At 70.7% G+C, this 13465-nt stretch carries 13 protein-coding genes, 1 tRNA gene and 3 pseudogenes; 13 read left to right on the forward strand and 4 right to left on the reverse strand.

Annotated features, from left to right (window positions below; translation table 11 throughout):
- Positions 1-81 precede the first annotated feature (81 nt).
- Entirely contained in the window at positions 82-1068 is a 987-nt protein-coding gene (locus HTZ82_RS23400) for a bile acid:sodium symporter family protein (protein ID WP_175411425.1), read from the forward strand.
- A gap of 49 nt (positions 1069-1117) precedes the next feature.
- Positions 1118-1576 (forward strand): (2Fe-2S) ferredoxin domain-containing protein, encoded by a 459-nt coding sequence (locus HTZ82_RS23405; protein ID WP_175411414.1) that lies wholly within the window; start codon positions 1118-1120, stop codon positions 1574-1576.
- A 45-nt stretch (positions 1577-1621) separates the two neighbouring features.
- Here the strand turns inward: HTZ82_RS23405 and fdhD are convergent, their stop codons facing one another.
- Complete coding sequence (gene fdhD / locus HTZ82_RS23410) at positions 1622-2467, reverse strand: formate dehydrogenase accessory sulfurtransferase FdhD (protein ID WP_175411415.1); 846 nt, start codon at positions 2465-2467, stop codon at positions 1622-1624.
- 190 nt (positions 2468-2657) lie between these two features.
- Between fdhD and HTZ82_RS23415 the strand changes: the two genes are divergently transcribed.
- Both HTZ82_RS23415 and HTZ82_RS23420 read left to right on the forward strand, forming a co-directional pair.
- On the forward strand, positions 2658-3596 hold the full coding sequence (locus tag HTZ82_RS23415; RefSeq protein WP_175411416.1) for a beta-ketoacyl-ACP synthase III: 939 nt from the start codon (positions 2658-2660) through the stop codon (positions 3594-3596).
- 185 nt (positions 3597-3781) lie between these two features.
- Positions 3782-3866, forward strand: a tRNA-Leu gene (locus HTZ82_RS23420).
- Between the two features lie 402 nt (positions 3867-4268).
- Here HTZ82_RS23420 and HTZ82_RS23425 read toward each other — a convergent pair.
- Positions 4269-4724 carry a hypothetical protein gene (locus HTZ82_RS23425; protein ID WP_175411417.1) on the reverse strand — a complete coding sequence of 152 codons (456 nt, stop codon included), beginning with the start codon at positions 4722-4724 and terminating at the stop codon, positions 4269-4271.
- A gap of 169 nt (positions 4725-4893) precedes the next feature.
- Between HTZ82_RS23425 and HTZ82_RS23430 the strand changes: the two genes are divergently transcribed.
- From HTZ82_RS23430 to HTZ82_RS23465, 8 genes and pseudogenes are all read left to right on the forward strand, one after another.
- A complete protein-coding gene (locus HTZ82_RS23430; RefSeq protein WP_175411418.1) occupies positions 4894-5295 on the forward strand; it encodes a hypothetical protein in 402 nt (133 codons plus the stop codon).
- A 79-nt stretch (positions 5296-5374) separates the two neighbouring features.
- A complete protein-coding gene (locus HTZ82_RS23435; protein WP_175411419.1) occupies positions 5375-5956 on the forward strand; it encodes a carbonic anhydrase in 582 nt (193 codons plus the stop codon).
- 17 nt (positions 5957-5973) lie between these two features.
- The gene (locus HTZ82_RS23440; protein WP_175411420.1) at positions 5974-7452 is read left to right on the forward strand and encodes a SulP family inorganic anion transporter; all 1479 of its coding nucleotides are present in this window, start codon (positions 5974-5976) and stop codon (positions 7450-7452) included.
- A gap of 230 nt (positions 7453-7682) precedes the next feature.
- On the forward strand, positions 7683-7829 hold the full coding sequence (locus tag HTZ82_RS23445) for a hypothetical protein (RefSeq protein ID WP_254712061.1): 147 nt from the start codon (positions 7683-7685) through the stop codon (positions 7827-7829).
- Between the two features lie 20 nt (positions 7830-7849).
- The gene (locus HTZ82_RS23450; RefSeq protein WP_175411421.1) at positions 7850-8143 is read left to right on the forward strand and encodes a hypothetical protein; all 294 of its coding nucleotides are present in this window, start codon (positions 7850-7852) and stop codon (positions 8141-8143) included.
- Between the two features lie 95 nt (positions 8144-8238).
- Positions 8239-8553 carry a DUF427 domain-containing protein gene (locus tag HTZ82_RS23455; protein ID WP_254712062.1) on the forward strand — a complete coding sequence of 105 codons (315 nt, stop codon included), beginning with the start codon at positions 8239-8241 and terminating at the stop codon, positions 8551-8553.
- A gap of 353 nt (positions 8554-8906) precedes the next feature.
- Positions 8907-9404 (forward strand): annotated as a pseudogene (locus HTZ82_RS23460) (helix-turn-helix domain-containing protein); the annotation flags it as partial.
- Positions 9405-9656: 252 nt separating this feature from the next.
- A complete protein-coding gene (locus HTZ82_RS23465) occupies positions 9657-10127 on the forward strand; it encodes a hypothetical protein (protein WP_175411423.1) in 471 nt (156 codons plus the stop codon).
- Positions 10128-10456: 329 nt separating this feature from the next.
- On the opposite strand, the pseudogene HTZ82_RS33125 reads toward HTZ82_RS23465, so the two are convergent.
- Both HTZ82_RS33125 and HTZ82_RS23475 read right to left on the reverse strand, forming a co-directional pair.
- Positions 10457-11243: pseudogene (locus HTZ82_RS33125) on the reverse strand (IS701 family transposase); the annotation flags it as partial.
- An 85-nt stretch (positions 11244-11328) separates the two neighbouring features.
- Positions 11329-11868 carry a GNAT family N-acetyltransferase gene (locus HTZ82_RS23475; protein WP_175411424.1) on the reverse strand — a complete coding sequence of 180 codons (540 nt, stop codon included), beginning with the start codon at positions 11866-11868 and terminating at the stop codon, positions 11329-11331.
- A gap of 578 nt (positions 11869-12446) precedes the next feature.
- Between HTZ82_RS23475 and HTZ82_RS23480 the strand changes: the two are divergent.
- Positions 12447-13465, forward strand: a pseudogene (locus HTZ82_RS23480) (germacradienol/geosmin synthase); the annotation flags it as partial.

The raw sequence follows: 13465 nt of genomic DNA on the forward strand, positions 1-13465 counted from the left end.
GCACCTGGCTCCCGGGGGCCCCGTAGCCCCCGCGGGTCCCATGGCACCCGCCGGGCCTTCCGGCCCCGATGGCCCGCCTGGCTGCCGGTCGACCCGTTCATCCTCGCTCTCCTCGCGACCGTCGGCCTCGCCGCGCTCCTCCCCGCCGCCGGGCAGGCCGCCGATGTCGCCGGCGGCGCGGCCACGGCGGCGATCGCGCTGCTGTTCTTCCTCTACGGGGCGCGGCTCTCCACCCGCGACGCCCTGGACGGCCTGCGCCACTGGCGCCTTCACCTCACCGTCCTGGCCTGCACGTTCGTCGTCTTCCCGCTGCTCGGCCTGGCAGCGGCCGAGGGCCTGGAGCCGTGGCTGCTCACCCCGCAGCTCGCGTCCGGGCTGCTGTTCCTCTGCCTGGTCCCGTCGACGGTGCAGTCGTCGATCGCGTTCACCTCCATCGCCCGCGGCAACGTGCCCGCCGCGATCTGCGCGGGCTCCTTCTCCAGCCTGGCCGGCATCGTGCTCACGCCGCTGCTGGCCGCGCTCCTGCTGGGCGGCACGGTGGGCGGCTTCTCCGCCGACTCGCTGCTGCGGATCGTGGCGCAGCTGCTCGTACCGTTCCTGGCGGGCCAGCTCGCGCGGCGCTGGATCGCCGGGTTCGTCGGCCGGCACCGCAAGGCCCTGTCGTACGTGGACCGGGTCTCGATCCTCCTCGTCGTCTACACCGCGTTCAGCGAGGGCATGGTGCGCGGCGTCTGGCACCAGGTCACCCCGGCCCGGCTCGCCGCGCTGCTCGGCGTCGAGGCCGTACTGCTCGCACTGATGCTGGCGCTGACCTGGTACGGGGCGGGGCGGCTCGGCTTCGGGCGGGACGACCGCGTCGCGATCCAGTTCGCCGGGTCCAAGAAGAGCCTCGCGGCAGGCCTGCCGATGGCGAGCGTCCTGTTCGGCGCGCAGGCGTCGCTCGCGGTGCTGCCGCTGATGCTGTTCCACCAGATGCAGCTGATGGTCTGCGCGGTGATCGCCCGGCGCCGCGCCCGCGACCCGGAGGCCGCCGAAGCCGCGGGGACCGCCGCCCCGAACGTGGCGTGAACACGCCCCCGCCTCCCACAACCAAGATCATGGCGGTTACGGTGAGCCCATGCCCGCCACCCCCGCACGCCGTACGTGGATACGCCCCGGAGCCGACCGCCCCTGCTCCCTCGTCGTCTGCCGCGGCTGCTGCTGCGGCGACGCCCGCAAGCACCCCGGCACCGACCACGCCGGCCAACTGGAGCGGCTGCGCCGGGCGGCCGCGGCGTCCGGCGGCAGGCTCGCCGTACGGACCAGCGACTGCCTGGGCCCCTGCGGCCAGGCCAACATCATGGTCGTCCAGCCGTCGGCCGAGGGCAGGCGGCGCGGCGCCCGCGCGGCCTGGATCGGCTGGGCGCTCGACGACGACTGCCTGGACGACATCCTGGCCTGGGTCGACGCGGGCGGCCCCGGCATGGCGGAACCCCCGCCGACGCTCACGCTCCAGCTGGTGGACCCCCCGTCGGAAACCCGCAGCAGCCGCAACCGCAACAACCGCAGCAACCGCGGCAGCGGCCGCCGCCGCTGAGAGCCCGCCGGGCGCCAGGGGGCATCCGGCGGGCGCGGGCGGCGGTCAGCCCACCGGCGCGCCCCCGAGCCGGAGCCGTTCCTCCCCGGCGTACACGTTCATGTTCCGCCCGCGCAGGAACCCGACCAGCGTCAGCCCGGTCTCGGCGGCCAGGTCCACCGCCAGCGACGACGGCGCGGAGACCGCCGCCAGCACGGGAATGCCCGCCATGACGGCCTTCTGCGCCAGCTCGAACGAGGCCCGCCCCGAGACCAGCAGCACCGCGCCGCCCAACGGCAGCCGATCGTCCCGCAGCGCCCGCCCGACGACCTTGTCCACCGCGTTGTGCCGCCCCACGTCCTCCCGTACGTCGAGCAGCTCGCCCGCCGCCGAGAACAGTGCCGCCGCGTGCAGCCCCCCGGTGCGGTCGAACACCCGCTGCGCGGCCCGCAGCCGGTCGGGGAGCCCGGCGAGCACGTCCGCGTCCACGTGCAGCGGCGGGGCGTCGGCGAGCCGGAACCGGGCGGTGGTCCGTACGGCGTCCAGACTGGCCTTGCCGCACAGCCCGCACGACGACGTCGTGTACACGTTCCGTTCGAGCGTGATGTCGGGCACGGTCACGCCAGGGGCGAGCCGCACGTCGACCACGTTGTACGTGTTGCCGCCGTCGGCCGTGGCACCGGCGCAGTACACGATGCCGGCGACCTCGCCCGCCGAGGCGATGACGCCCTCGCTGACGAGGAAGCCCGCGGCGAGCGCGAAGTCGTCGCCCGGCGTGCGCATGGTGACGGCGAGTGGCTTGCCGTTCAGCCGTATCTCCAGCGGCTCCTCGGCGACGAGCGTGTCGGCGCGCGCGGACACGGCCCCGTCCCGGACGCGGATGACGCGGCGCCGCTCGGTGACCCGTCCCATATCTGCACCAGTCCCGTTCCTGTGTGTGATCGGCGTGTGATCGCCGCCCTCCATTGTCCGGGCGATGTTGTGGACTCTCCAAGTGGCGCCCCGGAATCCTGTGGGATCACGCCACGGGTTACCGATGGGTCGCTGACCAGACTTGAGGGCTCCTGACCATCGAGAACAACAGCTGAGGGGGTTCCCGGGCATGACGGGCACTCGTATCGCCGCGCTCGGGCACTACCAGCCCGCCAAGGTGCTGACCAACGAAGATCTGGCCGCCCTGGTGGACACCAGCGACGAGTGGATCCGCAGCCGCGTCGGCATCCGCACCCGCCATGTCGCGGGCCCGGACGAGCCGGTCGACGAGATGGCCGCGCACGCCGGCGCGAAGGCCCTAGCGGCGGCCGGCCTGGCCCCCGGGGACATCGACCTGGTCCTGGTCGCCACGTCCACGGCCATCGACCGCTCCCCGAACACGGCGGCCCGCGTCGCCGCCCGCCTCGGCATGGACGCCCCGGCCACCCTGGACCTCAACGTGGTCTGCGCCGGCTTCACGCACGCCCTGGCCACCGCCGACCACGCCGTACGGGCGGGCTCGGCCCGCCGGGCCCTGGTCATCGGAGCCGACAAGATGACGGAGATCACCGACTGGACGGACCGCACGACGTGCGTCCTCGTCGGCGACGGCGCGGGCGCGGCGGTCGTCGAGGCCTCGGACACCCCCGGAATCGGCCCGGTCCTGTGGGGCTCCGTCCCGCAGATGGGCCACGCGGTCCGTATCGAGGGCACCCCGCCCCGCTTCGCCCAGGAGGGCCAGGCCGTCTACCGCTGGGCCACGACCCAGCTCCCGCCCATCGCCCGCCGCGTCTGCGAGCGCGCCGGCATCGCGCCCGAGGACCTGGGGGCGGTCGTCCTCCACCAGGCCAACCTGCGCATCATCGAACCGGTCGCGGCGAAGATCGGCGCCGTGAACGCCGTGATCGCCCGCGACGTCACCGAATCCGGCAACACGTCCGCGGCCTCCATCCCCATGGCCCTCTCCAAGCTCGTCGAACGCGGCGACGTCCCGTCCGGCGCCCCGGCCCTCCTCTTCGGCTTCGGCGGCAACCTCTCGTACGCCGGCCAAGTCATCCACTGCCCCTAACCCCACCCATCCCACCCCACCCCACCGCCACCCTCCGCACACACCCGGAAGCACCCCGTACACCCCTCACCCGAACCCCCGGCGCAGGTCCCTGACCACGGGATATGCGGGTGAAGAGCACCTCGAACCCCTGGTAGAGTTATCCATGTCGCCGCGGGGAACACCCCGGAGCGACAAGACACCTGGTCCGGGTGGCGGAATGGCAGACGCGCTAGCTTGAGGTGCTAGTGCCCTTTATCGGGCGTGGGGGTTCAAGTCCCCCCTCGGACACTACCCATTCACCAACAGAGTGCTGGTCGGGAGCAATCTCGACCAGCATTTTGCGTTGTACGGGCTCATAGGTCATCCGTACCCCGAGCGCCCGGTAGAGCCGGTTCTTCTGTCCATTGTCAGCGTTGCGCAGTGCCTCCGCCATATTGCCGACGGCGTCGACGATCCGGGCGATCTTTTCACGCGGGAGTACACGCGGCTTCCGGCTAGGGCGTCGGGCGGCAGCGGCGGCGCGACGTGCTTCGGTCTCGCTGATCCACTGGGCGACGGTGGCGGAGTCGGCGGCTCCGGAGTCGATCAGGGCCCTATACCGCGTGAGCTTCTGGTCGCAGTCCCGAATGACGGCGGCCGCTTCGGCCGACGGGTCAACGGCTTGGGCTCGGAGGTGCTGCGCTGGTCGGGTCAGCGGCATCGGCCGTAGGCGGTCTCGTGGACCCAGTGCGTGCCCATCCGCCGCTGACACAGGCCGCAGGTGACGAGCCCCTGAAGCTCGTACGTATGGAGAGCCCGGCGCTTCTTGGGGCCGTGCTGGTTGCCGCGGCGGGCGGCGAGTCGCTCTTGGACCCGCTGGAAGTCGGAGAGGTCGATGAGCGGCGGGTGAACGATGTCTTTGGACCACGTCCATTGGTCCGCGCCGTTCCACCGCATCCGGGTCTTGTATCCGAGTGCCACGTCGTCCGCATCGAGGAGGGCCTCATGTTTGCGTTGCTGGTCGTGGGCGGATGAACTGGGGATGTCGTCGGCCGTGAGCCCATGGACGGTGGTGGAGTAGCCGGCTCCATCGAGCGTCGCACCTGCCCTGACCGACGCGACTGGGCAGTGCGCGGGCTGCAGGGCGGCCTGGCTGACCAACTTCACTACATCAAGGTTCAGTTCACGCCGCCCACGGCACGTCTTTCAGACCCTCTTCAGGCCGAAACCTCAAGTTCACCCTGCAAATGATTTTGCGGGGTTATGGTGTTTCTTGGCAGATCATTGACCAAACTTTGGCGTGCTCCAGAGGCGTGAACTGCCTGGAGGGAGGCTCATGTTCCGAAGTGAGACGGCCAGGACCGTGGTGTCGATCCTCGCCGCCGTGCTGCTCGGCCTTCAGGTCCTCGCGCCCACCGCATCCTTCGCATCCGCGCACGCGGACCGTCATGTCATGACCAATGGTCAGCCCGGAATCAAGCCCTCCGGGCAGGCGCTGCCCGACGAGATCGTCACCTGCCGGGCCGCCGGCCGCCACGGGGACCCGACCGGTCCCCTGCGCACCCGCGACCGGCAACGCGCCGCCGCCGACTCCGCAACCGAGGCAGCCGACCGCTCACCCCTGCGGCAGGGGGGCTCGAAGGCGGGCGAGCAGGGCACACTTCGTATCGCTCACCACCACACGTCGAGATCCTCTGCAGCCCACTCCCCGGAGGCACTTCAGGTGTTCCGCTGCTGAACAGCGGAGAAGTCCCACACACACCTGCCCTTGCCCGTCCGACGCGCCTCTGCCGCGCGCCAGGAGGAGTCACCACACCATGCAACCCCTCATCGACAACGCCCGCACGTTCGGACAGCGCCCTGAGGAGTTCGCCGGCCTCGCCGAAGGCCAGTCGCCCGAGGTCCTGTTCATCACCTGCGCCGACTCCCGGGTCGTCCCGGCCCTGATCACGGGCGCCCGCCCCGGCCAGCTCTTCGAGCTGCGCACCGCGGGCAACATCGTCCCGCCGTACGCCTCCGAGTACCCCACCAGCGAGGCGGCCACCATCGAGTACGCCGTGGAGGTCCTCGGCGTCCAGCACATCGTGGTCTGCGGCCACTCGCACTGCGGCGCCGTGGGCGCCGTGGTGCGCGGCGACGACCTCAACGCCGTACCCGCCGTCCGCGACTGGCTCGCGCACGCCGCGCGCGAGCCCAAGTGCTCCGACCCCGCCGACCCGACGGTCTCCGAGGCCGTGCAGCACCACGTCCTGACGCAGCTGCTGCGGCTGCGCTCCTACCCCTGCGTCGAGAAGCGCCTGCAGGCGGACCGACTCCGGCTGCATGGCTGGTACTACGAGGTGCACACCGGAGCCGTGCGCGAACACCGCGGGGAGACCGACACGTTCGAGGCGCTGTGAGGGACACCATGACAGTGATGCCGAGGTTCCCTCACCTGCGGCAGGATTTCGCCGCGTCCATCGTCGTCTTCCTGGTCGCTGTGCCATTGTGCGTCGGTGTGGCGGTCGCCTCCGGCGTCCCCGCGGAGCTGGGCCTGGTCACCGGCATCGTGGGCGGGCTGGTCGCCGGCCTTCTGCCCGGCAGCAGTCTTCAGGTGTCGGGGCCGGCGGCGGGCCTGACCGTGCTGGTCTTCGAGGCGGTCAGCGAGTTCGGAGTGGCCGCGCTCGGCGTGATCGTGCTGATGGCGGGTCTGCTCCAGCTCGCCATGGGCCTCCTCAAGATGGGCCGCTGGTTCAGGGCGATCTCCGTCGCCGTCGTCGAAGGCATGCTCTGCGGCATCGGCCTGGTGATCATCGCCGGCCAGCTCTACGCGGCGGCGGGCCTGAAGGCCCCGGAGACCGGCATCGGCAAGATCGTGGGCCTGCCCGGAGCGTTCGCCGACGCCCTCGGCGACACCGAGGCCCTGACCTCCCTCGCGCTCGGCGCGGGCACCATCGCTGTCATCGTGCTGTGGAAGAAGATGCCGAAGAAGGTGCAGGCCATGCCCGGCGCCCTCGCGGCGGTGATGCTGGCCACGCTCGCCTCGCTCGCCTTCAGCCTGCCCGTCGCCACGGTCGAGGTGGAGGGTCTGCTCGGCGTCATCCAGCCGCCCGGGTCCGAGGCCTTCGGTGAACTGGCCGGCCCGGCCATCTGGGGCACCATCATCGCGTTCGCTCTGATCGCCTCCGCCGAGTCGCTGTTCAGCGCGGCCGCCGTGGACCGGCTGCACGACGGGCCGCGCACCCAGTACAACAAGGAGATGATCGCCCAGGGCGCGGGCAACACGGTGTGCGGTCTGCTCGGCGCGCTGCCGATGACCGCGGTGATCGTGCGCAGCTCCGCGAACGTCCAGGCGGGTGCGAAGACAAAGGCGTCGCGGGTGCTGCACGGCGTGTGGCTGCTGCTGTTCGCCGCCGCGCTGCCCTCCGCGCTGGCGCTGATCCCGCTGCCCGCCCTGGCCGGCATCCTGGTGCACGCGGGGTGGAAGCTGATCCCGTTCCGCCAGATCGCTGTGCTGTGGCGGGGGCACAAGGGCGAGGCACTGATCCTCGTCGTCACCGCCGTGTCGATCGTCGCGGTGAACATGTTCGAGGGCGTGCTCATCGGTCTGGCCCTGGCGGTGATCAAGACCGCCTGGGAGGCGTCGCACCTCAAGCTGGAGGTCATCGACAAGGGCGCCGGCCCCATCCAGGTGTACGCCTCGGGCAACGCGACCTTCCTGCGGCTGCCGAAGATCCTCGACAGCCTGGAGTCCCTGCCCCAGGACCGGCCGGTCGAGCTGGACCTGTCCGGTCTGCACCACCTCGACCATGCCTGCCGCACAGCCCTGGAGAACTGGGCCGAACGGCACAGCGCACCCGACACCGGCCCGGTGAAGGTCACGTCCGCCGAACCGGCGAAGGCCACAGCGCCCTGAGGACCTCGCCGCAGGGATCAGCCGCCCGGCCGGAGGCTCGACCGAGCCTCCGGCCGGGCGCATAACCGACCTCCATCGTCGCGTCCTTGCCCATGAAGGAGGGGCTGGGGCTCGCGAGTGGTGCCGCTCCCGCCGCACCTCGTGACGATGTGGCGCGAGGGCGTGGCCGCCTTCGGCACGGCCGACGTTCGTACGGAGCCCAGGCTCGCGGACGACTGGACTGCGGCTACGTGAGCGCCCGCCGCGACGGCAAGAAGCTGCGCTACTCCGTCGGCGACCCCCGCGTGGCCGACCTGGTCGTGCTGGCCGGATCGCCGGCCGCGGACAACGCCAGCGCACCGACCTGCTGCACACGTATCGTTGACGGCCAGGACTGACGCGCAAGGGAGCGTCCGCCATGCCCGCTGCCCAGCGGCCCCCGCGCCGCGACCAGGGATCATCCGGCACCGGCACAGCCACCGGCGGGATCGGCGTCGTTCTGCTGGTGATCGCCTGCTGCGCCCTGCCCGGCCTGATCGCCGTCGGCGCGCTTGCCGGAATCGGCGGAGCCCTGGGCAACCCGTGGGTGATCGCCATCGCGGCGTTCTTCCTGGCGACCATGGCCACCGCCCTCGTCCGGTACCTCCGCTCCGGGCGCGGCGACTGCTGCCCGCCCGAGAACCGGACCCGTACCAAGGACCGCGAAGTGTGAGCCCGGACACCGAACCATGCCCCCTGGCGTCATAGCGTCGGACGTGGAAGACCTCCGGCACCCCGGAGAAGGGCAGGCAGGCCATGATGCGCGCGATGCGGAACGGCACGGTGATCGCGGAGGCGCCGCGCACGGTCATGGTGGAAGGCAACCACTACTTCCCGCCCGAGTCGCTGCGCCGCGAGTACTTCGTGGAGAGCGGCAGGAGGTCGCTCTGCTTCTGGAAGGGGATCGCCCGCTACTACGACGTGAGCGTCGGCGGACAGACCAACCCGGACGCTGCCTGGTACTACCCGAAGCCCAGCCCCCTCGCCCGAAGGATCAAGAACCATGTCGCGTTCTGGCAGGGCATCGTGGTAGAAGGCACCCGGGAGCCGACGCAGAGGGGCGGTGCCGGGTCAGCGGCGTAGAAGGTGGCCAGGGCGATGATCGCCTGCATCGCCGCAGCCGGGAGCAGGAGCTGGGGGCGGACCGCTCGGGCATCGTGGCACGGTCACGGCGATCGCCGTGAACGTGACGACTGGTGCTGCCCGTACGGCTCGGTTCGTGCCGCAGGGTGAGCCAGGTCCAAAGGAGCGCATCCCGGCGATCCTCATCGCCGACTGCCGGCTCGGCAGCCCGCCTGGAGACCAAGAGGACATCCAGATCAAGGTCCACGGGCTCCATCCCGGCTCGGCTGGTCATCCGGCCGGCGGAGCCGGGACGCACCCCACACGAGCGTGATGATCAGCATCAGCAGCGTGAGTGGATAGAAGACCGGCCGCAGCAATTGGGCGAGGCCCCGTCCTGGGAGGACCGTTTCGCGTTGACGGACGACTTCCTCGCCCGTCGCCGCGGGACGGGGCCACCGGTGGACCCGGAGGTGGTCCGGGCCTGGGACCGGATCCTCGTGAGCCGCGGCCGAGTCAGGATCGAGGACCTGGCAGCCGAGGTCGGCTGGAGCCGCAGGCGCCTGTGGTCCCGGTTCCGGTCCCAGATCGGCCTGCCTCCTAAGCGCGCCGCGTCACTGGTCCGCTTCCGCCACGCCGCCCAGCGTTTGACCGCGGGCGGAAGCGCGGCCCACGTCGCGACGGAATGCGGTTACGCCGATCAGTCCCATCTTCACCGGGAGGCCGTGGCGTTCACCGGAGTGACTCCATCGACGCTGGCCGGTGACCCGGGGCTCGCGGCGGACTTCATCGCGTGGGCGGGGCACGACGCCGGCGAGACGCGCTGGTCCCCGCCCCACGCAGTACGCACCGCTCCCGACGGGCAGGGGTGACGTTCACCCGGTAGAGCACAAGCTGCGTTGCCCTGCTGACTAAGATCCGGGAACTTCGAACCGGCCGTACGTGGGGAATGCGAATGGGCCGCTGTCAGGCGGCCTCCGCGGCCGCGGCCTGGCGGTGGCGCTCAGCACCCCATCGACGCGTGCGGAGGCTTGTCGAACCTGGCCAGATATCCGGCAGCCGGGGAAAGGCGTGCCTCCGTAGTGTGCGTTGCTGACACGCCCGAGACGACATCGGAGGAACGTGTGAAGCGTCTGCTGTTGTTGATGTTCGCCGCCACGGCCCTGCTGATCGGCACCACAGTGCCCGCGCAGGCGCAGGCGCAGTCGGACGACTGGCACCAGATCAGCGGCTGGAGCGGCCTGGCGAACAAGCGCACCACTGGGTGGTTCAGCTACCCCGTGACCGAGGTGTACCAGGCGCAGGGGTGGGGTCGGGTCGACTGGAGCGGCACCACTGTGGAAGTGCATGCGGGGGCGTATGACCTGGCCAAGGACGGCTGGTGCGCAGTCACCGAGATCCGGTACAAGGTCAACACCGGTGGGGGCTGGTCGGGCTGGCAGTACCGTTCGCCCGCCGTGGACTGCACACACGATGACGACAAGCAGGTGATCTCCAAGTACTACCGGGGCAACTACCCCATCAAGGATCTACACTTCCGTGTCTGCCTCGGGTGGCGTGACGGCGCCACGTTCGAGTGCACCGACTGGCGGTGATCGCCGGCGGCGGCGTCCGATACGCCCCGCCGCCCAGGCCGGAGTGGGTCAACCCCGACGGCACGGTCGACCAGAGCAAGATGCCTGACTCCTGCTGACGCAAGGGCCAGGGCAGGGGAGAAACGGTGGAGACGGCTGAGCGGGGAAGGACGATCGAGCACGTAGAGATCGAGCCGACGAGCCCAGCAGCGAACTGACAACCTGTGGGCGGGGCCGAGGGGTTGCACCTCGGCCCCGCTCTTGGCGCACTAGTAACTCCAGCCGTAGATCGTGATTTTCATGTCTGATTCGCGGCCTGTCGACGGTAATGACTGATCCTGGTTCGGGCTTCTCGACCCGGCAACGCGCACCAGCGTGGCCAGCGGTACCCGGGCTGGTGACCAGCAGCGGTAGTAGGAGAGTTCATCGGTGGTGCGGTTACGGCGGATCAGCAGCTGGTGGCTGCCGGGGCGGGGTTCGGCCAGGTCGATGACGGCCCAGTCGTAGAAGCGGTGCCGCTTCGCCCGGCCCCGGCTGAGAGCTTCTGCCAGGCCCTCCTGGGGACCTCCGCGGCCAGGGCGTCCGCGCGGAACTTCCCGGCATCGGTGGTCGCTTCATGAGAGCAGGCGACCGCGAGCACGTAGCCGACCCCGCGCGCTTCCAGCGCCGTTCGCAGCGTCGGGTTACCGCCGTAGACCTCGTCACCCGCTACCCAGCTCACGCGGTGCCGGGCGGTCAGCTCCGGTTTGGTGGCGAAGACGGTCTGGTCGCCGAGTCCGGCGGCCGCCCGGCAGCGGTCCGGGTCGGTGGTCCACGAGCGCGGTACGTACAACCCGGGTCCACCGCCGCGTGCCCGCGGCGGCCCGCGTAGACGAGGTAGACCGCGACCTGGGAGTTCTCGATCCTGCCCGCGGTGCCGGTGTACTGACGCTGGACCCCGACGGTGTGCGTGCCCTGCTTCATGTCCCCGGTCTCGTCGACCACCAGCACCGCGTCGTCGTCACGCAAGTGCTCCACCACATACTCCCGCACGTCATCGCGTACGGCGTCGGCGTCCCACGTGGCCCGGACGATCAGGTGCTGCATGCCGTACGGGCCGGGCTCGACCCGCGCGAACCGGCCCGCCATCCGGCCCATCAGGCCCTCGAACGCCTCCTGCCAGCGGGCAGAATCTACTCTGTGACCTGCTCCGGCATGATCGTGAGTCTTCACACACCGTTGATCAGCGGTGGCCGCGGCCGTCCCGCAGCCGGTCCCCCGGCAAGATCGCGTGCACCAGTTCGCGCTGATACCAGGTGCCTGGCTCACCGCCGATGCGGGCAGGGTCGGCGGGGCCGACGGGGACGAACCCGGCTTTGGTCAGCACCCTTTGGGACGCGGCATTCTGGCGGACGGTGGCCGCTCGCAGTGTGCGCAACCGGTACTGGGCCGCCGCCAGTCGGCACAGCTCCCGGACGGTCGTGGTCGCCACGCCTCGGCCGGCGACGTGCTGCGCGACCCGGTAGCCGAGTTCCGCGGTGTGGTCTTCGATGTCGACCAGGTTGAACCTGCCGAGTACCGAGCCGTCCTCGGCGACGAGCACGTGGAAGGCGCAGATGCCGGCTGCCTGCTCGGTCAGCAAGGCGTTGTACCGGGCGGTGAACTGGTCGAAGAAGTCGTCGCCGCGGTCGGGGACCGAGGCGGCGAAGTAGGCGCGGTTCGCCAACTCGAAGGCCAGGACCGCCGGGGCATGGCCGGCATGCAGCCGCTGCAGCTCGGGCATTGCCCGACCCTACCCAAATGGTGCGCTGAGGCCACCTGAGTTTCCGCCAGCGGCAGACAGCCCCGAGATCAGGGCACATAACGATCTACGGCTGGAGTGCTAACGCTCTCTAGAGCACGTCGATTTCGCCGGTGGCCCATGTTTGGTTGGGGAACGGTTCAAGTCCCCCCTCGGACACTGGCTTTACCCAACGGAGTGCTGGTCGGGAGCGATCCCGGCCAGCATTTTGCGTTGTGTGCCCGCCGCAGCCGTGGCCTGTGCGACCTCCAGCCCGCGTGCGCTGTGGTGAGCCGTCCGATGTTCACGTGCAGCAGCTTCTCTGGCCGCGGCCTCCACTGCCCGCGCCTCCACGCCTCCGTACAGCGGCGGAGGTTCAGGGGTCCACCCGGGACCTCGGGGGTCACTCCTTCGCATGGAGATCAGTTCTGACGGGCGGTTGCTGATCGTAGGAACGTCATATTTGTCGGGTGGCTGTCCTGACTGGAGGCATGTGCCTCGGTCCCCCGGATCACGATGAGGCTGGTTTGTCCACTGTGCGGTCCGTATCTCCCCTCGCGACGCTTCCGACGCTCACTCCCGTGCGGCTGAACCCCCGTCTCGGTGCCGTCCGTCGACGGTCCAGGGAGTGGGCCGAGGCCATGGGCATGCTGGACGACGGTTCGGTCTGGGATGCGGTGCGGTTCGCGGCGGCGGACTACGCGCTGCTGACCGCCTACGGGCACCCGGACGCCGAGCTGGACGAGCTCTGCCTGGTCACGGACTGGTACGTCTGGCTGTTCTTCCTGGACGACGACTTCCTTGAGTCGTACATGCGCCGGGGCGACCTCGACGGCGGCCGTGCCCACCTCGCCCGGCTGGCCGAGGCGCTGCGCGAAGAGCAGAACGGTCCGGCTCCGGCAGCGGAAGGGCCGACCGAGCGCGCGCTGCGCGACCTCTGGTCCCGCACCGCCCCGCTGGTGCCGGCGGACTGGCGGCGGCGGTTCCGCGAGAGCACCGAGGGGGTCTTCGACGAGCACGAGCGCGAGCTCGTCCTCGACGGGCAGACCCGTGTCCCCGACCCGATCACCTATCACGACATGCGCCGGCAAGGGCGCGGCGGACCGTGGGCGGCCGAGCTTGTCGAGGTGGCGATCCGGTCCGTGCTCCCGCCGGAGGCCTCGGCCACTCCAGAACTCCGCGCTCTTGAGGACACGTTCGGCGACATCGTACGGCTGCACAATGATCTCTGCTCCTACCAGCGGGAGGTGGAGCAGGAAGGCGAGGTCAACAACGAGGTCCTCGTGGTGGAGCGCTTCCTGGGGTGCGGCACGGCCGAGGCGACCGGGATCGTCCAGGACCTGCTGACCGCTCGGGCGGCGCGGTTCGAGGAGATCGCGGGCAGTGAGATTCCCGCACTCCTCCCCGGACTCGGGCTCGCGGTGCCCGCGCGGGCCGCAGTGCTGCGATACGTGCAGGGGCTGCGGGACTGTATGGCCGGCACCGGCCACTGGCACCAGCACTCAGGCCGGAACACCGCGACCGCGACCACGACCCGGTCGGCGCCGATGGGGTTCATGCCGCCGACCGGGCTGGGTACCTCCGCCGCACGGCTCGTCAG

It is taken from the genome of Streptomyces sp. TRM64462 (assembly GCF_013362995.1).
Taxonomy (GTDB): Bacteria; Actinomycetota; Actinomycetes; order Streptomycetales; family Streptomycetaceae; genus Streptomyces.